At 32.3% G+C, this 19,736-nt stretch carries 23 protein-coding genes and 1 tRNA gene; 20 read left to right on the top strand and 4 right to left on the bottom strand.

The genetic code is table 11. From position 1 onward, the window contains the following. The first annotated feature begins 161 nt into the window (after positions 1–161). The 3 genes from clpX (at position 162) to WR164_RS04910 (ending at position 2,370) form a co-directional block, all read left to right on the top strand. On the top strand, positions 162–1,409 hold the full coding sequence (clpX, locus tag WR164_RS04920; protein ID WP_286136442.1) for an ATP-dependent Clp protease ATP-binding subunit ClpX: 1,248 nt from the start codon (positions 162–164) through the stop codon (positions 1,407–1,409). A gap of 80 nt (positions 1,410–1,489) precedes the next feature. Then, complete coding sequence (yihA, locus tag WR164_RS04915) at positions 1,490–2,089, top strand: ribosome biogenesis GTP-binding protein YihA/YsxC (protein ID WP_286136441.1); 600 nt, start codon at positions 1,490–1,492, stop codon at positions 2,087–2,089. Continuing rightward, on the top strand, positions 2,089–2,370 hold the full coding sequence (locus tag WR164_RS04910; RefSeq protein WP_286136440.1) for a nucleoside triphosphate pyrophosphohydrolase family protein: 282 nt from the start codon (positions 2,089–2,091) through the stop codon (positions 2,368–2,370). The genes yihA and WR164_RS04910 overlap by 1 nt, the downstream gene beginning before the upstream one ends. A gap of 71 nt (positions 2,371–2,441) precedes the next feature. Here WR164_RS04910 and WR164_RS04905 read toward each other — a convergent pair whose 3' ends face one another. Continuing rightward, the gene (locus WR164_RS04905; RefSeq protein WP_286136439.1) at positions 2,442–2,573 is read right to left on the bottom strand and encodes an SPJ_0845 family protein; all 132 of its coding nucleotides are present in this window, start codon (positions 2,571–2,573) and stop codon (positions 2,442–2,444) included. Positions 2,574–2,718: 145 nt separating this feature from the next. On the opposite strand from WR164_RS04905, the gene uvrC reads away from it, so the two are divergent. Genes uvrC through WR164_RS04890 form a run of 3 tightly spaced genes read left to right on the top strand, consistent with a single transcriptional unit; the run spans position 2,719 to position 7,747 of the window. Further along, complete coding sequence (gene uvrC, locus WR164_RS04900) at positions 2,719–4,518, top strand: excinuclease ABC subunit UvrC (RefSeq protein WP_286136438.1); 1,800 nt, start codon at positions 2,719–2,721, stop codon at positions 4,516–4,518. 34 nt (positions 4,519–4,552) lie between these two features. Beyond that, on the top strand, positions 4,553–5,833 hold the full coding sequence (obgE, locus tag WR164_RS04895) for a GTPase ObgE (protein ID WP_286136437.1): 1,281 nt from the start codon (positions 4,553–4,555) through the stop codon (positions 5,831–5,833). Between the two features lie 21 nt (positions 5,834–5,854). Then, on the top strand, positions 5,855–7,747 hold the full coding sequence (locus WR164_RS04890; RefSeq protein ID WP_286136436.1) for an acyltransferase family protein: 1,893 nt from the start codon (positions 5,855–5,857) through the stop codon (positions 7,745–7,747). 35 nt (positions 7,748–7,782) lie between these two features. On the opposite strand, the gene WR164_RS04885 is transcribed toward WR164_RS04890, so the two are convergent. Then, complete coding sequence (locus WR164_RS04885) at positions 7,783–8,541, bottom strand: hypothetical protein (protein ID WP_286136435.1); 759 nt, start codon at positions 8,539–8,541, stop codon at positions 7,783–7,785. Between the two features lie 97 nt (positions 8,542–8,638). Here WR164_RS04885 and rnz point away from each other — a divergent pair, with 97 nt between their 5' ends. The 10 genes from rnz to WR164_RS04835 all read left to right on the top strand — a co-directional run bounded on the left by rnz (position 8,639) and on the right by WR164_RS04835 (position 16,594). Then, on the top strand, positions 8,639–9,586 hold the full coding sequence (gene rnz / locus WR164_RS04880; RefSeq protein ID WP_286136434.1) for a ribonuclease Z: 948 nt from the start codon (positions 8,639–8,641) through the stop codon (positions 9,584–9,586). A gap of 3 nt (positions 9,587–9,589) precedes the next feature. After that, positions 9,590–9,907 carry a LapA family protein gene (locus tag WR164_RS04875; protein WP_286136433.1) on the top strand — a complete coding sequence of 106 codons (318 nt, stop codon included), beginning with the start codon at positions 9,590–9,592 and terminating at the stop codon, positions 9,905–9,907. Between the two features lie 21 nt (positions 9,908–9,928). Continuing rightward, positions 9,929–12,253: a single-stranded-DNA-specific exonuclease RecJ gene (gene recJ / locus WR164_RS04870; RefSeq protein ID WP_286136432.1), complete on the top strand. Its 2,325-nt coding sequence runs from the start codon at positions 9,929–9,931 to the stop codon at positions 12,251–12,253. Continuing rightward, positions 12,253–12,771: an adenine phosphoribosyltransferase gene (locus tag WR164_RS04865; protein WP_286136431.1), complete on the top strand. Its 519-nt coding sequence runs from the start codon at positions 12,253–12,255 to the stop codon at positions 12,769–12,771. Before recJ ends, WR164_RS04865 begins: the two co-directional genes overlap by 1 nt. Positions 12,772–12,855: 84 nt before the next feature. Continuing rightward, positions 12,856–12,943, top strand: a tRNA-Ser gene (locus WR164_RS04860). Between the two features lie 109 nt (positions 12,944–13,052). After that, entirely contained in the window at positions 13,053–14,198 is a 1,146-nt protein-coding gene (locus WR164_RS04855; protein ID WP_286136430.1) for a family 20 glycosylhydrolase, read from the top strand. Positions 14,199–14,266: 68 nt separating this feature from the next. Next, the gene (locus WR164_RS04850; protein WP_286136429.1) at positions 14,267–14,512 is read left to right on the top strand and encodes a hypothetical protein; all 246 of its coding nucleotides are present in this window, start codon (positions 14,267–14,269) and stop codon (positions 14,510–14,512) included. A 68-nt stretch (positions 14,513–14,580) separates the two neighbouring features. Further along, positions 14,581–14,973 carry a hypothetical protein gene (locus WR164_RS04845; protein ID WP_286136428.1) on the top strand — a complete coding sequence of 131 codons (393 nt, stop codon included), beginning with the start codon at positions 14,581–14,583 and terminating at the stop codon, positions 14,971–14,973. 1 nt (position 14,974) lies between these two features. Beyond that, positions 14,975–16,144, top strand: coding sequence for a hydroxymethylglutaryl-CoA synthase (locus tag WR164_RS04840; protein WP_286136427.1), 1,170 nt, complete (start codon positions 14,975–14,977; stop codon positions 16,142–16,144). A 9-nt stretch (positions 16,145–16,153) separates the two neighbouring features. Then, positions 16,154–16,594, top strand: coding sequence for a nucleoside 2-deoxyribosyltransferase (locus tag WR164_RS04835; protein WP_286136426.1), 441 nt, complete (start codon positions 16,154–16,156; stop codon positions 16,592–16,594). A gap of 3 nt (positions 16,595–16,597) precedes the next feature. Here WR164_RS04835 and lexA read toward each other — a convergent pair whose 3' ends face one another. Beyond that, a complete protein-coding gene (gene lexA, locus WR164_RS04830) occupies positions 16,598–17,230 on the bottom strand; it encodes a transcriptional repressor LexA (RefSeq protein WP_286136425.1) in 633 nt (210 codons plus the stop codon). A 90-nt stretch (positions 17,231–17,320) separates the two neighbouring features. Here lexA and WR164_RS04825 point away from each other — a divergent pair, with 90 nt between their 5' ends. Continuing rightward, the gene (locus WR164_RS04825; RefSeq protein WP_286136424.1) at positions 17,321–17,566 is read left to right on the top strand and encodes a DUF896 domain-containing protein; all 246 of its coding nucleotides are present in this window, start codon (positions 17,321–17,323) and stop codon (positions 17,564–17,566) included. A gap of 72 nt (positions 17,567–17,638) precedes the next feature. Further along, positions 17,639–17,860 carry a YneF family protein gene (locus WR164_RS04820; RefSeq protein WP_286136423.1) on the top strand — a complete coding sequence of 74 codons (222 nt, stop codon included), beginning with the start codon at positions 17,639–17,641 and terminating at the stop codon, positions 17,858–17,860. 60 nt (positions 17,861–17,920) lie between these two features. Here the strand turns inward: WR164_RS04820 and WR164_RS04815 are convergent, their stop codons facing one another. Next, entirely contained in the window at positions 17,921–18,544 is a 624-nt protein-coding gene (locus tag WR164_RS04815) for a lysophospholipid acyltransferase family protein (RefSeq protein ID WP_286136422.1), read from the bottom strand. 120 nt (positions 18,545–18,664) lie between these two features. On the opposite strand from WR164_RS04815, the gene WR164_RS04810 reads away from it, so the two are divergent. Beyond that, positions 18,665–19,405 carry a tRNA1(Val) (adenine(37)-N6)-methyltransferase gene (locus WR164_RS04810; RefSeq protein WP_286136421.1) on the top strand — a complete coding sequence of 247 codons (741 nt, stop codon included), beginning with the start codon at positions 18,665–18,667 and terminating at the stop codon, positions 19,403–19,405. Further along, positions 19,395–19,688, top strand: a complete 294-nt coding sequence (locus WR164_RS04805; protein ID WP_286136420.1) for a GIY-YIG nuclease family protein — start codon at positions 19,395–19,397, stop codon at positions 19,686–19,688. The genes WR164_RS04810 and WR164_RS04805 overlap by 11 nt, the downstream gene beginning before the upstream one ends. Positions 19,689–19,736: the final 48 nt, after the last annotated feature.

Here is a 19,736-nt window from a genome sequence, read left to right as displayed (position 1 = left end):
TCTAAGATAAAATTACTATTTTGTTTTTATTTAAAAGCCTAATTAATTTTAATTAGGCTTTTATTTTTGGTTTAAAACAAAGTATTTTATGATTATTATAAAATGTGATATATTTCATTTGACTAGTTAATTCGGTTAAATAATAAGGGGTGTAATTAAATATGTTTCAAAACAATAGTGGCAATGTAAATGGTAACGGCCCCATTACTTGTTCATTTTGCGGGAAAACTCAGGATCAAGTTAAAAAAATTGTAGCTGGACCAGGAGTTTATATTTGTAATGAATGTATTGATTTATGTAAAAGAATTGTTGATGAAGAATTGGCAGAAGAACAGTCTGAAAAGGGCGTCAATGTTTTAACCCCATCTCAAATTGTTAGTAAATTGAATCAATACGTAATCGGACAAGATGAAGCCAAAAAAACGCTAGCTGTTGCTGTTTATAATCATTATATGCGTGTTCACCAAATGCTTAATAAAAAACCGGGAGACGTTGAATTACAGAAGAGTAATATTGCTATGATTGGACCAACTGGTTCAGGAAAAACTTATATTGCTCAAACATTAGCTAAATTGTTAAATGTACCGTTTGCAATTGCTGATGCTACTTCGTTAACCCAGGCTGGATATGTTGGTGAAGATGTTGAAAATATCTTGCTAAAATTAATTCAAAACGCTGATTATGATGTTAAACGTGCTGAAAAAGGCATTATCTACATTGATGAAATTGATAAGATTGCCAAAAAATCAGATAATGTATCAATCACCCGTGACGTTTCAGGCGAAGGTGTTCAACAATCACTACTTAAAATTTTAGAAGGAACGATTGCAAATGTTCCGCCACAGGGTGGGCGAAAGAACCCTAGGCAAAAGTTCATTCAAATTGATACCTCTAACATTTTATTCATTGTTGGTGGTGCATTTGATGGAATCCAAGATATTGTTAAAAATCGAATGGGAAATAAGACCATTGGATTTGGAACTGATTCATCAGAAATCACCAAATTAAATGATAAGGATATAATGCAATATGTAATCCCTTCTGATTTAAAAGAATTTGGATTGATTCCTGAATTTATTGGAAGATTACCAATTTTGACTGCTTTGAATAAGTTAGATGCACATGATCTGGTTCGTGTTCTAACTGAACCTAAGAACGCTTTGGTTAAACAGTACGAAAAATTAATTGAACTTGATGGTGCTGAATTAAAATTTGAACCAGAAGCATTAAAAGAAATTGCCAAATTAGCAATTAAGCGAAAAACAGGTGCAAGGGGGCTTCGATCAATTATGGAAGACTCAATGCGTGATGTTATGTTTAATTTGCCAAACCGTGATGACGTTTCAGAAGTTGTAATTGAACCCGAAACGATTACTAAACATCAAGAACCAAAATTAATTTTGAAATAGATTGTACGAGGGAGCATTTTTTTGAATTTGCTCCTTTTATTTTGTGTTAGAATAAAATTCTAAAAGGTAGATGAAATGATTTGGCAGTTAATATTAATAATGTTAATCTAGAAATTAGTGCGGTAGAACCAAAACAATATCCGCGTTCTAACCATCCTGAAATTGCATTGGTTGGACGTTCTAATGTTGGAAAATCCTCACTCACAAATGTATTAGTCAATCGTAAAAATTATGCGCATACTTCTAACCAACCTGGTAAAACCCAAACTTTGAATTTTTATAACGTTGAAAATAAAATTTATTTTGTTGATATTCCTGGATATGGCTTTGCACGGGTGTCCAAAATGGAACGTGAAAAATGGGCAACAATGATTGAAACCTATTTGACTCAAAGAAACCAGTTAGATGGAGCAATTAATTTAATTGATGGTCGTCATAAACCAACCCAGACTGACATTCAAATGAAAGCATTTTTAGAATACTATCAAATTCCAACATTGATTGTTGCTACTAAAATGGATAAAATTAAAAAAAGTCATTGGAATAAAAGCAAAAGTTTGATTAAAAAAACGATGGGTTTAAATGATGATCAGTTAGTTTTATTTTCTGCCAAAACTCGTTCTGGAAAGGATCAAATTTGGAATTGGATTCAACAACAAAGTGGGGTCGTGATGGATTAATGAATTTAAATGAATATCAAAAAAAAGCTAACAGCACTTTAAAAGGTCAGGAGCAAATATTAACCAATTGCGCTTTAGGATTATCTAGCAAAAGTGGACAAGTTGCAAATTTAATTAAACAATATACTTTTGATGGTCAAAATCTTGATCGAGCAGAATTAATCCGTAAAATGGGAGACGTTTTATGGTACCTATCCCAGATTGCACAATGGGAAAACATTCCGTTCGAAGATGTTGGTGAAAACAATATTAACCGTTTAAGTCATAAATATCATCATTAAAAATAATTAATGATAGTTAATAAATAAAAAAGTCATATAACGATTTTGTTATATGACTAATTTATTATCCTTTATTTTTTTGCTTTCTTGTTATCTTTCTTCTGCTTGCCATTATTTTTCTTTTTACCATCATCCGGTTTAAATTTGGCTAAATTGTTAAGCATTTTATCTAGATTATTTTGATTATTAACGATTAATCCCATTAAAATCATCTCCTTAATCAACAATCATGATACCAAATATACATTCGTTTGTCATAATATTTAAAAACAAAGTTGTTCTATTTCAGAATGCGTTATAATATAGTTATATTAATAAATAGATGATATTATTTTAGGAGGTGAATGCATGGCCTCATCACATATTGAACATAAATTAAAATTATTGCCCGATTTGCCAGGATGTTATGAAATGAAAAATATTAACGGAAAAATTATTTATGTTGGTAAATCTAAAAATTTAAAACACCGTGTTCGTTCTTATTTTAAAAGTAGTCATACTGGTAAAACGGCTAAAATGGTATCAGAAGTTGCTGATTTTGAAACTATTTTTACATCAACTGATAAAGAATCATTTTTATTAGAAATTACGTTGATTCAAAAGTACCGTCCATATTTTAATATTCAATTAAAGCAGGGCCATAACGGTTATCCATATATTAAAATTACGAATGAACGTGATCCAAGAATTATGATTGTTAATAGCTATAAAAAAGATGGCGGCTACTATTTTGGCCCATATCCAAATGTCTATGCTGCCGATGAAACGGTTAATTTTTTACAAAAAGTATATCCACTAAGACGTTGCCATGGTTATCAAGGGAGACCGTGCCTATATTATCATATGGGTCAATGTTTAGGAGCATGTTTCAAAACGGTTCCTAGATCTGAATACGATAAGCAAATTAAAAAAATTAAGTCATTCTTAAATGGTGATGTTTCAATTGCTAAAAGAATGTTATCGAAAAGAATGGAAAAAGCTGCTGACAAGCTTGAATTTGAAAGGGCGGCTGAAGTCCGTGACCAATTACATTATATTGAAGCAACCGTTGAAAAGCAGAAAATTATTTCTAAAGATTATGTTCCAAGAGATATTTTTAATTATTATATGGATAAAGGATGGCTTTCAATTCAAATCTTTTATCTAAGGCAAGCTCGTTTAATGAAACGGGTTAAGAAGTTATTTCCCATTCTTAATTCACCAGAAGAAGAAATGGTTAACTTTATTGTCCAATTTTATCAGAAAAGGAATCAACCACTTCCTAAGGAAATTTTGGTACCAAAACAACTGCCATGTGATGTCATTAGTAAGTTGTTGCATGTTCCAGTTAGAACGCCGCAAAGAGGGCAAAAACATGCATTGATTCAAATGGCTGCCAAAAACGCTGAATTGACTTTAAAGGAAAAATTTAGGTTAATTGAATTGGATAATAGAAAAACTAAGGGTGCTATGAAAGAATTGACGGATAAATTGAACATTAAGCCTGGTCATCGAATCGAAGCGTTTGATCATTCTGATATTCAAGGTGCCGATTTAGTTTCAGCAATGGTGGTTTTCGTTGACGGAAAACCTAATCATAAATTGTATCGAAAGTATAAATTAAGAACTGTTCATCATGCTGATGAAGCAGCAAGTACAAGGGAAGTTATTAGAAGAAGATATTCAAGATTGCTAAAAGAACATAAATCAATGCCAGATTTAATTTTGATGGATGGTGGCGTCATTCAAATGAATGCAGTTAAAGATGTTTTGATTAATGAATTAGACTTACACATTCCAGTTGCTGGAATGGTAAAGAATGATAAGCATAAAACTGCTGATTTACTTTATGGTGCATATGATCATCATGTAAATCTGAATCCTAAGAGCCAAGCATTTTATCTTGTTCAAAGGGTTCAAGATGAGGTCCATCGATTTGTTATTAATTATCATCATCATGTTCACACCAAAAGTTCGATTAACTCTCGATTAGATAATATTCATGGGGTTGGACCCAAGACCCGGAATAAACTTCTTAGAAAGTTTGGTTCAATTAAACATATTGCAAATGCCCAAATTGATGATTTAAGAAATCTTGGAATATCTAAGACGACTGCTCAAACAATTAAGTTTACATTGGACCATCCAAAAGTAGGTTCAAAAAATTAATAATAAGTAAATTAAAAAATAAGTGAGGAATAAAATGTTTGTAGATCAAGTTAAAATTTCAATTAAGGCTGGAAAAGGCGGTAATGGTGCCGTCGCATTCCGTCGCGAAAAATTCGTTCCCAACGGAGGACCAGCCGGTGGTGACGGTGGCCGTGGCGGTAACGTTATTTTTAAAGTTAATTCTGGCCTTAGTACATTAATGGATTTAAGATATCGTCGTAAAATTAAAGCTGCTAGCGGCGGTAATGGCGGTAATAAAAAAATGACAGGTAGAAGTGCAGAGGATACCATTATTGATGTTCCTGAAGGGACAACGATTTACGGCGAATCTAACAATCAAATTCTATGTGATTTGACTCATCCTGGTGATTCATATACTGCCGCTAAGGGTGGCCGTGGTGGCCGTGGTAATGTTCATTTTGCGAGTGCTAAGAACACGGCACCTGAAATTGCTGAAAATGGTGAACCTGGTGAAGAAAAGAATGTTCGTCTTGAATTAAAATTATTAGCAGACGTTGGCCTCGTTGGCTTTCCATCAGTTGGAAAATCAACTTTGCTATCCACAATCACAACTGCTAAGCCTAAAATTGCTGGATATCATTTTACAACTTTAATCCCTAACCTAGGAATGGTTAGATTAAGGGATGGCAGTGATTTTGTGATTGCCGACATGCCTGGATTAATTAAGGGTGCATCACAAGGGATTGGACTTGGTTTTCAATTCCTTAGGCACATTGAAAGAACCAGGGTATTACTTCATTTGATTGATATGAGTGGAGTCGAAGGTCGTGATCCATACCATGATTATTTGACAATTAATAAGGAACTCAAAGATTATGATCCAGATTTAATGAAACGTCCTCAAATTATCGTTGCAACTAAAATGGATATGCCAAATTCAAATGATAATTTAGCTAAATTCAAATCTAAAGTATCTGATCGAAAGATAATTCCGATTTCTTCTATTACTCACGATGGATTATTGGATTTAATTCACCAGACGGTTAAATTATTAGATCAAACTCCAAAATTTCCTGCCCATCAAGAAAAACAATCCAATCAAAAGAATGTTAAATACACATTTAAAGAAGAAAAACCATTTCAAATTAATCGTGATGAAAATGGTAATTGGATTTTGTCCGGTCATAAAATTGAAAAATTATTCCAAATGACAGACACGGCCCACCATCAAAGTATGCTCCGTTTTGCAAGACAATTGCATGGGATGGGTGTTGATAAAGCCTTAAGAGATGCTGGTGCTAAAGATGGGGATAATGTTTCAATTTTAGATTTTACTTTTACTTACGTTGACTAGTGATTGGGGAATATGTTTCAAATGGAATTAAAACAACATAAGCGTTTAAAACACAGTCGTTATATTACTGGATTTGATGGTATTAGGGCATTAGGTGTATTAGCCGTTATTATTTATCATCTTTTACCATATAAACTGCAGGGTGGATATCTAGGGGTTCCTATTTTTTTCACCGTTTCTGGTTATTTAATTACTGATTTGCTACTTCAAGAATGGCAACAAAATGGTAGTATTAATATTTTAAGTTTTTATTTTAGAAGAATGCGGCGTCTGTATCCGGCGTTAGTTACAATGGTATTAACTACTGCTGCATATATTACAATTTTCGAACGTTCAATGATGGGGTATTTAAGATCAATTATTCTTACCAATTTAACGTATGTTTATAATTGGTGGGAAATTCTACATGGCCAAAATTATTTTGATCGTTTTCAAGGTGAATCACCATTTGTCCATCTTTGGTCATTATCAATTGAAGGGCAGTACTATTTAATTTGGCCAGTTGTATTATTTGTTATGATCATGCTTTTAAGAAATCGACGTCGAATTTTTTACGTTTTGATATCAATTATTTGTGCTTCTGGACTTTTAATGGCAGGGATATACTTCTTCACTCATAATGTTGATCGTGTTTATTATGGGACGGATACAAGATTGTATTCCATTGTTTTTGGTGTTGCACTAGCAATGATTTGGCCGATTACAAAATTACCACGGATTATTAGCAAATCCCAACGTTATTTGTTAGATGGCGCGGGGATTCTTTCAATTATCGTCCTAATAATTATGTGCTTCTTTTTATCCGGGCAGAGTGATTTTACTTATTATGGCGGAATGTTTATTGTTTCATTTTTTGCTACTATTTTAGTTGCAACTTGTGCGCATCCCGGTGCTGATATTAATCGATTGTTAACCAATCCATTATTTCATTGGATGGGAACTAGAAGTTATGGCATTTATTTATACCAATTTCCTGTCATGATTTTTTATGAATCCAAAATTGTTAATATTGGTGAACATCCAATTATAAACGCAGCTGTAGAGGCTATTTTAATTATGGTTATTAGTGAATTATCATATCGTTACATTGAACAGCCGCTTCGTCATTATGATTATCGAAATATCGGTCAATTCTTTAAAAATTTATTTAATCAACATTCTATTTATGGGTTAAAACGATTATGGCTAATTCCAATTCTTTTAATTGTTTTAATTTCCATGTTTGGTGCTGCTACTTCACCAGATCATCAAATTAATAGTTCGCAAAGATTACAGCGTAATATTCATAGTAATCAATTAGCAATGAAGGCTAATAATCAAAGGGTATTGAAAAAGCAGCATTCTGTTTCCCCATCAATTAATTTAGATCAGCCGCTGACTAATAAACAACAACAAACAAAAAAGTATTATCAGTTAACAAAAAAACAAATTTTGCTTGCTCATAATTATCAAGTAACTGCAATTGGGGATTCAATTTTAGCTGATAGTTCTGATGATCTTCATAATGTTTTTCCAAATGCTTATATTTCAGCAGCTGTTGGAAGACAAATTTGGCAAGCATCGGGCGTTTTAAATCAACTAAAACAGCGAAATGAATTGTCTAAAAATATCATAATTAATTTGGGAACCAATAGTCCAATGACGTCTGCTCAAATTAATCAAACATTGAGTGTAATTGGATCAAAGCGGAATGTTTATTGGATCAATTGCCACGTTCCAACTAGAAATTGGGAGCAACAAGTTAATGAGACGATTAACCACGCTGCTAAAACGCATCCGAATGTTCATGTCATTAATTGGTATCAATATAGTTATAATCATCCTGAGTATTTCTGGGATGACCATGTTCATCCTAATCCCTTAGGAAATCGAAAATTTACTTCACTAATTGCTAAAAATATATTTAAAGATTAAAAAATAACCTATCTTTTGATAGGCTATTTTTTAATTTAATAGTTGATATTAATTGTTCTAGAAGGTGGATCAATCAACTTGCCATGTTGGTTATAGACTCCGTTAAATTGAATTTGGAGTAATTTCAAATGCTTAAAATTATAATTATTAATCAGCCCCATTGCAAACATGGATTTAGATTGATGTGGCTGTAATGTTTGTCCAGCACTTTCATCATTTAACTGTTGATTTGAAGACAGCGTTTGGTCATGATTAATTTGAATTAATTTAATCCCATTTAAATTAACGGTTTGATCTGAACGATTAGTAACATTAAATTTCAATTGGATTGTATCATACGTTGATGAAATTTGATTCAGATTAAAAACTTGTTTAACAGCATCTAATGCTTCTTTGTTGTGGGCTTTATTTTTAAACAAATGAATCGATTTAATTGTGTACTTTATTTTGCCACTATTAATTGATTGGTTAATATTACTAATGCGATCGAGTTTTTCTTTCGTACCAAATTGATCAAAACTAAATTCACCAACATGCTTCAAATTACCATTTTTAATGTATTCATGATTAGAACGGTATGATTTTGGGACTTGATAGTGATAATGATCGAAATTACTTTGCTTTTGTTTACTTTGATCTGATTCATTAGTTTTAATATTTGAATGATTCCAACTTGAATGCTGATGATTTGAATTTGATGAATTATTATTTATGGTGGTTGATGATTGTTTTTCTTGGCCACAACCGGTTAAAAGGATACCGATTAATAAAATTGTAAATATCGTCTTTTTCAAAATGCTTCCTCCTACGTCTGAACTTAATTCTACTATATGGTAAAATTAATTCAGTTACAATTTTTTGAGATTATATGGTAAAGGAAAGATTTTAAATATGAAATTAGAATTTTTAGGGACTGGCTCCGGTGTTCCTGGTAAGTTTCGTAATGTAGCTTGTACTGCATTGCGTTTATTAGATGAGTGTAATTCCGTTTGGTTGTTTGATGTTGGTGAAGGAACTCAACAGCAAATCCTTAATTCAAGCTTAAAACCTAGGAAAATTAATAAGATTTTCATTACTCATCTTCATGGCGATCATATTTTTGGATTACCAGGTTTATTAAGCAGCCGTTCTTTTCAAGGTGGTAATACACCTTTAACAATTTATGGTCCTAAAGGAATCAAGGATTTTGTTAAGGTTAGTTTAAGAGTTTCTCAAACGAGATTAGCCTATCATATTAACTACGTTGAACTTACTAATCCAGGTAAAATTGTCGATAACGATAAATTTATCGTATATGCGGATACTTTAAGCCATAATATTAAATGTTTTGGGTATCGAATTATCGAACGTGATCATCCGGGGGAACTATTGGTAGATAAATTACGTCAGGATAATATTCCATCAGGACCTGCTTATGGCAAAATTAAAGCTGGCAAAACTATTAAATTGGATGATGGCAGAATGATTGATGGTAAGAATTATGTTGGTCATGCTCAAAAGGGACGAATTATTGCTATTTTAGGGGATACCCGGAAATCACCACATTCATATAAATTGGCTAAAGATGCAGATGTACTTGTTCATGAAAGTACGTTTGGTAAAAATGAGGCTAATTTGGCGCATAATTATTACCATTCTACTAATGTTCAGGCAGCTCAATTAGCTAAGAATGCTGATGTAAAGCAATTATTTTTAACCCACATTTCATCGAGGTATACTGGAAAACAATCTTATTTATTACAAAATCAAGCCAAGAAAATCTTCCCAAATACGAAAGTTGTTAATGATTTTGATATCTATGAAATTCCGTTTGATAAAAATAAAAGATCGGAGGAATAAACAATGAAACGACAAATTCAAATGATTACTTTGATTATTTTATTGATTTTAATTGCTATATTTGCACTTTTAAATATGGGTACCGTCTCAATTCATTTTGGATTTTCAGTTGTTAACATCCCACTTGTTTTATTACTGTTTATCTCCATTCTTTTGGGAATGATTATTAATTTCTTATTATCGACGATTAATACATTCAAACAAAATAGCAAGTATAATCAGTTGAAAAGAAAAAAGAATCAAGAAGTTAAGGATTTAAACCAAAAAATAGAACATTTAAATAATCAATTGGTAAATAAAGGTAAACAAATTCGAAAATAATTTTAGAAAAGGAAGAACACGATGCTGGCATCAAAATATAAATGGAATTTGCAAGATTTAAAACCAGAAAAAAATTTAGCAAAGCAGCTGAATTTGAATCCACTTATTTTATCGATTTTAAAACAACGTGGTTATCAAAATGAAGAAGAAATCGAACATTTTCTAAAACCAACATTAGATCAAATGCGCTCTCCATTTTTAATTCATGATATGAAAAAGGGAATTCAGCGGATTAAAAAGGCAATTGCTGATAATGAAAAAATAACAGTCTATGGTGATTATGACGCCGATGGATTAACTAGTACATCGATTATGTATGAAGTTTTAAATGATATTGGTGCCAATGTAGACTATTACATTCCCAATCGATTTACTGATGGGTATGGCCCTAATACCAAAGCCTTTAAAAAAATTATCAATGATGGAACTTCTTTAATTATCACGGTTGATAATGGAATTAGTGGTTATGATCAAATTGAAGTTGCTAATCAAATGAATTGTGATGTTATTATTAGTGATCATCATGATTTTCCAAAGAAAATTCCGCATGCTTATGCCATTATCCATGCACGGTATCCAGGTCATGAGTATCCATTTGGTGATTTCTCAGGTGCAGGAATTGCTTTTAAAATTGCCTGTGCACTATTAAATGAAATTCCAGAAGAATTGCTTGATTTAGCCAGTATTGGAACCGTTGCTGATTTGGTATCATTAACTGATGAAAATCGGATCATTGTTAAAAATGGTCTAAAGATAATGGCGGATACCCAGCGTCTTGGGCTCCAATCATTAATGCAAAACGCAGATCTGAACGTTGATTATTTAAATGAAGAAAGCATTAGTTTTGGAATTGCTCCCCGTTTAAATGCACTCGGCAGAATGGGGGATGCTAATATTGGGGTCCGCCTATTAACAACTTTCGATGATGAATTAGCTAAACAATTGGCTGATTTTATTGAAGCTCAAAATAATAAGCGGAAACAGTTGGTTACAAATATTACTAAATCCGCAGTAGAAAAAGCTCAAACAGGAAAAAACAAGGATCGGAAAACTTTAGTTATTGCTGGCAAGAACTGGCATGAAGGGGTTGTTGGAATTGTTGCGAGTCGAATTGTTGAGACTTTTAATAAACCAACTTTAATCTTGAATATCAATCCAAAAAATCATACCGCCAAGGGTTCAGGCAGAAGTATTGATGGCTTTAATTTATTTAAAGCATTAGACCATCATCGCGATGATATGATTAGTTTTGGTGGTCACCCGATGGCAGTTGGCTTGACCATTAATTCTAATAAACTAGACGCTTTGGTTAATGATTTAGAAAGTGCTGGAGAAGATCAGCATTTAAAATTAAATCATCGAAAAAATATTAAGGTTGCAGAAAAAATATCAATTGATGATATTTCTTTGTCATTTTATAAAGATTTACTTCAATTAGCTCCCTTCGGAACTGATAATGAACGACCGATTTTTGAAATTAAGCCTAGTTTCATTACTGATATTAAAACCATGGGGAAGGATAATACCCATTTAAGTTTTAAAATTAATGGCAAGCATAAATTTTTGAAAGTAATTGCGTTCAAAAAAGGGTACTTAGCTAAATCCATTGCTAGCATGCCAAGTCAAATTGCAATGATTGGGTCCATCAGTCTTAATCATTGGCGCGGTCGGGATAGCATTCAAATTATGATGAAGGATATCAAGGGGATTGGAACGGCAATTATTGATCGAAGGACCCGTTTCCTAACCAAGTCAATTTTTAATACCCATGGTCTCTATATCTTTTTTCATTCTAGTTTGATGCATCATCTGAAAGATTTTTGTAATGAGCAATCCACTTTTGTTATGTTTAATCATTTGCCAGATGACAAACGTTTTGATAATATAATATTTGTTGATTGTCCAGATCGACTCTCTGATTTATATGGTGTTTTTGAACGAATCAACCCGACTCAACTATTTGTTTACTTTTATAAGAAGCAGCGCGCTACTTTAGATGGCATTCCAAGCCGAAATCAATTTATTAAATTTTTTCGCTTGATTCAGACGAAGGGTAAAATTGATTTAACAAAGGATTTTGATTTGGTGGTTGAACAGACTAAGTTGTCAAAATCAACCGTTATTTTTATGATTCAATTATTTATTGAATTGGGTTTTGTTTCGGTTCAAGATGAAATGATGATTTTTAATCACCATCCTAAAAAACAATCGATTCAAGATGCAAGCCGATATCATTTAAGAGAGCAGCAAATAAAAACTGAACAACAATTATTATTACAACCTACTAGCAACTTAATTTCACTTATTAGCAGATTGTTAAATAAAAAGAAAGAAGTTTTGGATTAATGGCTTTTAATTTTGATAAATACATTGCGACCTATCCAGATTTTCCTAAAAAAGGAATTTTATTTAGAGATATTACCCCTTTGACTGAAAATGGGAATGCCTTTAGACAAACCGTTAATAAAATTGCTGACTTTGTTAAATCAAAGAATGCTGATTTAGTAGTAGCACCAGAAGCCCGTGGTTTTATTATTGGGTGTCCAGTTGCCTATAAATTAGGAATTGGTTTTTCACCGGCAAGAAAAGAAGGCAAATTACCTGGTAAAAAGGTAAGTGCTTCATATGGTTTAGAATATGGTAAATCAACTCTTTATATGAATCAATCAGCTGTGAAGCCAGGCCAAAAGGTTGTTGTAATTGACGATTTGCTTGCAACTGGTGGAACGATTGGAGCTACCATTAAAATGGTTAAAGAATTAGGTGGCAAAGTTGTTGGTGCTGCATTTATTATTGAATTATCCGAATTAAATGGCAGAAACAAAATGAATGATTGTGATGTTTTAAGTTTAGTTAAATATTAATATATAACATGTAAATATTTTAAAGACCATGATTCACTTTAATTTTATGCTTAAATTTGTTATTGTGAATATGCGTCTTATTTTGGAGAGTTGGCACAGCGGTAATGCATCGGACCCGAAATCCGACGAACCGGTTAATACCGGCGGGCAGGTTCGACTCCTGTACTCTCCTTATTTTAACCCCCAAGGGATAGAGCTAAATTATCCTTTGAGGGTTTCTTTTGAATTTTATAACTAATGGTGTATGATGAATTTAATTTATTAAAGCGAGATGAGAAACGATGGGTAAAAAGAAATCTGTTTATTCAATCTTGATAGCTTTCTTGCTCTTGATTGTTATTTCTTCTGTTTCATTTTTTATATATTTTAATAGTAAAAATGATCCAGTTCTTTCTAAAGAACGACCAGTTGGCCTTAATCTAGATTGCGCACGGATGTATAATTCACCGAATACCATTAAAAAATACATTAATGATATTCATAAGGGCCACGGAAACTATATAATGCTGCATTTATCTGATAATGAACGTTTTGGAATTGAAAGTAAAACATTAAATCAGACTACCCATAATGCTAAAAAGGTTGGCAATGTTTATTATAATCAAAAAACTCATTTAGCATTTTTAAGCAAAGATCAATTAAAAGATCTTATTAATTATGGAAAACGGAAACATGTTGAAGTAATTCCAGAAATTGATTTACCTGGTCATGCTCAAGCAATGCTCCAATTACTTTCCAAGGTTAATCCTAAATTAGTTAAAAAAGTAGAAAATAGCCCCCAAGAGATGTTTTATCAAAGGAAGGCAACATTATCCTTATCTAAACAGATCATTCGTGAATATATGTCATATTTGAAGCATAATGACTATTTTTCGATTGGCGCTGATGAACTTGCCATTAATGGTCATGATGATGATAAAGCCATTATGCACTATTTGAATAGCATGGACACTTATATTAATCACCATGGATTAAAAATGATGGCATGGAATGATAGTTTTAGAAAATATGATTTGAATCGTTACCATAAGAATATTTTAATTAATTACTGGAGTTTAAGTGGGGATGTAACTGATCCAGGTGCTTATAAGGATCACGTTAAGAATCGTGCAACTTTGCCCGAATTAAACCGGGATGGTTTTAAGACAATTAATTGTAATAGTTATTTTACATACATTGTTGCTGACCCTAAAAATTTAACATCACAATCATATCGATATTGGCGACACGAACTTCATAATTGGAATTCTAAAATTTGGAATGAAGACCATACTAAACAATTAAATAATGGCAAGGGTCACCAAAATAACATTGGTGTATCATTATCATTCTGGGGAGAAAGTCCTAACCCATATAGTGGGAGTCAATTTTATAAAAAGAGTTATCCATACGTTCAATATTTCTTCAAACGCTTTAAGGCATACTGATTTTAATGCATTTTTTAATAAATTATGTTATTATGTTTAACATATTCTAATGAAAGAATGGGTATTGAATGCTAACATTAAACTTAGATCGCCGATTGGGTAACCAAGAGGTGATGCTTTCTGATTCGAGTACTGGACAATTAACTGGGGTTAGAATCCCGAGCCTTTCAGTTGGCAGCCGTGTTGTCCAATGGACATTTGTTCCCGCTGATCATGATCACGAGGGATTTGCTTATGCTGGTTTCTTTAAAGAGGGACAAGTAATCGAATCATTTAGCGGTGTTACTAAATATAAAATTAATTTTATTAATTAAAATGAACAACGACGCATTATAAATGCATCGTTTTTTTATTATGATTTTGATTGGAGAAGTGACTTAAATTGGATTTTAATGATTTGAAACCAATTAAATTAAGCTTAATCAATGATTCTAAAATTTATCATACTAATCAAAAACGCCCAGAATTACATCATTGGCAATTGGATTGGCATAAACTATCAAAGTTAATTCATGATAATTATGCATCCATTGCTGAAGTGAGAGCTGGGATTGCTGAGGATTGGTTAAGGACAAATGGAATCATTTGGGATGATCAAATTGGATATTATCATTATCCCAACAGTCATTATGATAATATTAATTCAATCTTTTGGGGATATTCTTCTTGGGGAACTCCAACGATTTTAGTAACGTTTTTAAATGAATCTGAAAAAGCATATAAATTATATACAACTGGAATGGACTATGGCTTTCATTATTTAGGGGGAAATTAGATTGACAAAGGTTGGTATTGATCAGATCAATTTTTACACATCGAATTTAGATATTGACATGGTGGATTTAGCACATGCTAGAAATGAAGATCCAAATAAATATTTAATTGGAATTGGTCAAAATAAACAAGCAGTGATTCCTAATACTCAAGACGCAGTTACTTTAGCTGCTAACGCGGCTGATCCATTAATTGATGATGATAATCGTAAAAGAATTGATATGGTGATTTTTGGGACTGAATCGGGAATTGATAATTCTAAATCAGCTGCAATGTATCTCCAACACCTACTCAATTTAAAGCCAGAAACGCGAGCATTTGAAATCAAACAGGCTTGCTATGGTGCCACTGCTGGATTAAAAATGGCTTGTGATTATGTAACACTTCACCCATCTAAAAGGGTTTTGGTAATTGGATCTGATATTGCAAGGTATGGATTACATACTCCTGGGGAGGTTACCCAAGGTGGCGGGGCAATCGCAATGGTAATTAGTTCTGATCCTAAAGTCATTGCTTTTGATCAAAACAGTGCTTTTTATTCCAAAGATATCATGGATTTTTGGCGTCCATTGTACAGAAGTGAAGCACTTGTTGATGGACATTATTCTAATGACGTTTATATTAATTTTTTTAAACATACTTGGCATCAATATCAAAAGATGACTGGTTTAAAAATCAATGATTTTAAGGCTTTTACATTTCACTTACCGTACACCAAAATGGGGCTCAAAGGATTGCGGGCCATTTTGCCAAAGGCTTCTAGTATTAAGCAGCAGAGTCTACTGAATGAATTTGAAGCAAGTCGTAAATACAATCGATATGTTGGTAATCTGTACACGGGATCTTTATATTTAAGTTTATTATCATTAATTGATCACGCTGATGATCTAGAGGCTAATGATCGAATTGGGTTATTTAGCTACGGATCAGGGGCCCAAGGAGAATTTTATTCTGGAATTTTACAGCCACAATTTAAGAATGCAAATCGGGCTTCTAAAATTCAAAATAATTTAAAACATCGGAAACAGATTTCAATTTCTCAATACGAAAAAATATTTAATTCTAATCAAAAAATTAAGGCAGCCGATATCAAATTAGATTCATCCGATGATAATGCTAAATTTATTTTAAAGGGCATTCATGATCAAAAACGGGTTTATGGAACGAAATAGGAGAATAATATGAAATCAATTTATTTAGCAGGTCCATTTTTTGATTCAGATCAAGTTCAAAGGATTGAAAAAATTGAGCAAGCATTGGACAATAATTTAACTGTTGGTCACGTTTTTAGTCCTAGAAAAATAAAATTGCCCGAGGAGAATCATAATCAATCTCTTTGGGCAACTAAAATTTTTAAAATTGATACAGATGCAATAAAAAAATGCGATGTTGTTCTAGCGATTATTGATTTTGATTCTCAATATGTTGATAGCGGAACCGCATTTGAAATTGGGTATGCATACAGCCATAATAAACCAGTTGTTATTTTTCACAGTAAAAAGGGAATTGTAAATTTGATGATTACTGGTAGTTTAAGGGCTTACTTAACTAAAATAAGTGAAGTAAAAAATTATAACTTTAATAATTTAAAAACGATTCGATATAAGGGCCCACTGACTTAAAAATTACGCTACTTTATTGCGGTAGACACTGATAACCTTACCGATGATTGTAACTTGATATAAATAGATTGGCTTCATTTCATCGTTTTCAGGCTGAAGTCGATAATAACTTCTTTCTTTAAAAAAACGTTTGCAAGTAACTTCGTTCTGTTTAGTCATTGCAATCACAATTTCACCATTTTCGGCTGTGGGCTGTTTTCTGACGATGACATAATCGTGGTCTAAAATACCCGCTTTGACCATGCTGCTTCCTTTAATTTTGAGCATGAATAATGATTCCTTTAAGTATTGGTGTTCAAATGGAATGGGAAAATATCCTTCTATATTTTGAATTGCATTAATCGGCATTCCAGCGGCAACTTCACCTAAAATGGGCATTTCATTACTTTCAACTTGAACATTTAATGTTTCTAATCCTAATTTAGTGATGTCTAATGCTCTATTTTTGACAGGCTTTTTTAATAAGTATTTGTTTTTAATTAGCCTTTTAATGTAGCCATGAGCAGTAGCAGTGGAGTAGATGTTAAATTCATCACAAATCTCTCTGATGGTCGGGGGATAGTTATTTTCTTTTTGAAATTTCCAAATGAAATTTAAAATTTGTAATTGTTTCTCTGAAGGTTTTATGTTTTCCAATTCCTTTCACATATGATTATAATAAGATATCATATAGGGATGTAAGTTTCAAACTGAATAGTATAAATAATAAAATGAAAGGGTGATAATATGGCAATGGATCCTGTTTTTAAAAAAATCCTTCCACGGATTAATGAATTAGCTCATAAGTCTAAAAAAGAAGGGTTAACTGATGATGAGCGAGCAGAACAAAAACAATTACGAAAAAAATACTTAAAACGTTTTCGTTCTAATTTCAAAAAACAGTTAGAAATGACAAAAGTTTACGATAAAAAAGGAAACGAAGTTACCCCTAAAAAAGTTCGTAAAATCCAGCGAAAAAAAGGCTTGAGATAAAATGTTCTTTTATTTATTAACAATTTGTGCAAAAATTAATAGGTAGATGAATAATATGAAGGAGGGATTTTGATGGCTACTTGGATTTGGATCGTAATTGTGATTTTAGCTCTATTAGTTGGGGTTTTAGGCGGTTTTTACATGGCTCGTAAATACATGGAAAAATATTTACACAATAACCCACCAATTAGTGAAGAACAAATGAGTACAATGATGGCTCAAATGGGTCAAAGACCTTCACAAAAGAAATTACGTCAGATGATGAATACAATGAAAAATCGATCTGGTAAATAAAAAAGAAAAAGATGGGATGCATTATCTGCATTCCATCTTTTTAACTTTAACGTAACAAATTTACTTTTTTGAAACATCAACATAGTGAAAACTTGGATTGATTTCCTGATCTAATTTTTCAAATGCATCGTTCATTTCTTTTTCAACTTTAGCTTGACCCTCTTCATTTAATTTTAAATTGGGGTTAACCTTAATTGGATCACCGAAAGAAACTGTAACATGTTTTCTAGAGAATAATCTTTTAAATGTTAATGGTCCTTGATATACAGCTGGAACTAAAGGAACTTTTGCCATTTTAGCAATCAGGGCAGCACCACTTTTTAGCTTTTCAGAATGCCGTGTTCCAGATGGGAAAATAATAATTGATAAATCGGTTTTTCTTAAGATTTGAACTGGTTTAATAATCACAGAGGGACCGGGATGTTTTCGGTCAACGCTAATTGCTTTGACGTGGTGTAAAGCCCACCCCAGTAGTTTATTATTAAATAATTCTTTTTTAGCCATAAAAGTGAATCGTTTTGGATTAGCTGCTAGTGCAAGATAGATTGGATCAAACCAAGTCCGATGTGGTGCAACTAAGATATAATTTCCCTTGGGTAATTTTTCTTTATTTTCAAAGGAAGCTTTTCCATTTACAATTAATAAAACAAGCCTTGCTATTACTCTTAAAAATGAATATAGCAAATTGATAGCTCCTTTCGTTTTATAAAAATCAGGAAACCATTTCATAAGTTTCCCATATAAAATAATAGTATTCTATGAATGTTAACAATTGCAAGTTATTTTTTCAAAGGAGGTTTTTATTTGAAACTGAAACCAAATGAACGTATCGATCAAATTTATAGTCAGAATGTTAAAATTATCCAAAATCCTAAAATGTTTGCTTTCTCACTTGATGCAGTTGCGCTGTCTTCCTTTGCTAAAATTCCTAAAAATAAAAAAACACGGGTAGTTGATTTATGTGCGGGTAATGGTGTGATTGGATTATTAACTCAACATCAAACGAATGGAATGATTATAGAAATTGAAATTCAGCCTCAACTGGCTGACATGGCTAAACGAAGTATTGAAATGAACCAGTTGGATTCTAAAATTAAAGTTTTAAATATTGATTTAAAAAATACATATCAATACATTCCCAAAGATTCGGTCGATGTTGTAACTTGTAATCCGCCTTATTTTAAAAATCTAGTAACCAGTAAGAAAAATCCTAATCCTTATTTAGCAATTGCCAGACATGAAATTAAAACTAATCTAGAATCAACGGTTAAAATTGCAAGTGGCTTATTAAAAATGAATGGGAAAGCTTTTTTTGTTTACCGGCCGGACCGCTTGTCTGATATTTTAATTATTATGAGAAGACACCGAATGGAACCCAAACAAATTCGTTTTGTTTATCCTAAAGAACAAAAAAATGCCAACATTGTATTGATTAAGGCAATTAAAGATGGGCATGCCGATGGTTTAAAAATCCTTCCACCATTATTTGCCTATCAAGGTAACCACTATAGTAAAGAGGTTAGGAAAATGCTATATGGCAAGTAAATTCTACGTTTATGTTTTACTATGTAACGATGGATCATTATATTGTGGATTCTCAACAGATGTCATTCAGCGATTTAAGCGTCATCAAGCTGGGAAAGGTGCTAAATATACAAGATCACATCCGCCACTTATGATTTTATATGATTGGGAATATAAAACGAAGGGGATGGCATTACATAAAGAGTGGGAATTTAAACGGTTAAATCGGCATCAAAAGTTAATGAAATTAAAATCATCTGGCGTTCAGATTGAAAAAATCCTGACCAAATATGGTTTAAATTAGCCATCATTAATCTTTTTAGTATCAGTTTTAATGAATGAATGTTAAAAT

The sequence above is a fragment of the Philodulcilactobacillus myokonensis genome, from assembly GCF_027923585.1.
GTDB classification, from domain to species: domain Bacteria; phylum Bacillota; class Bacilli; order Lactobacillales; family Lactobacillaceae; genus Philodulcilactobacillus; species Philodulcilactobacillus myokonensis.
This window is presented reverse-complemented; position numbering and strand designations above follow the sequence as displayed.